General features: G+C 62.2%; 1 protein-coding gene. It reads left to right on the top strand.

Features of this window, described 5'->3' with window-relative positions; genetic code table 11:
- The coding region (locus tag ACU18_RS19015; protein WP_269430551.1) for an ABC transporter transmembrane domain-containing protein at positions 1–201 on the top strand (201 nt) is incomplete at both ends.

Genomic DNA, 201 nt, shown 5'->3' with positions numbered 1-201 from the left:
CGTGTCGCAGAGCCTGCAGCAGACCATTTCGCAAGCGGTCACGTCGGTGCTGACGGTGGTGGGGGTGCTGGTGATGATGCTGATCCTGTCGCCCACGCTGGCGCTGATTGCGCTGGTGACCATTCCGTTGACGCTGGGGATCACGGCGCTGATTGCCAAGCGGTCGCAGAAGCTGTTTGTGGCGCAGTGGAAAAACACCGG

This window comes from Arthrobacter sp. ZBG10 (genome assembly GCF_001238605.1).
Lineage (GTDB): Bacteria > Actinomycetota > Actinomycetes > Actinomycetales > Micrococcaceae > Arthrobacter.
The sequence above is the reverse complement of the archived record's forward strand: the minus strand, read 5'-3'. Positions and strand labels throughout refer to the sequence as shown.